The sequence below is a fragment of the Leifsonia sp. HAY1-4F genome, assembly GCF_056755275.1.
The window spans coordinates 1-251 of sequence record NZ_JBNDHX010000450.1 but is presented as its reverse complement, the minus strand read 5'-3'; the positions used below and the strand labels follow the sequence as shown (position 1 = coordinate 251).

The window sequence follows — 251 nt, the reverse complement described above, 5'->3', positions numbered from 1 at the left end:
ACATCCGGCCGTTCGCGGGAGCCACGTCAGGCGTTGAAGTACTCCTTGAGGTCCGCAACGCGGTCCAACCGCTCCCAGGTGAAGTCGGGCTCATCCCGTCCGAAGTGGCCGTGAGCGGCAGTCTTGGCGTAGATGGGCCGCTTGAGGTCCAGGGCATCGATGATGGCCCGCGGCCGAAGATCAAAGAGTTCGTCGATCGCCTCGCTGATGCGGGCAGGGTCCACGGTTTCGGTGCCGAAGGTCTCCACGAA

The 251-nt window shown here is 64.1% G+C and carries 1 protein-coding gene; it reads right to left on the bottom strand.

Annotated features, from left to right (window positions below; genetic code table 11):
- Positions 1-26: 26 nt before the first annotated feature.
- A partial coding sequence (locus tag ACPYOG_RS20135) for a methionine adenosyltransferase domain-containing protein (RefSeq protein WP_481295863.1) occupies positions 27-251 on the bottom strand: 225 nt, incomplete at its 5' end.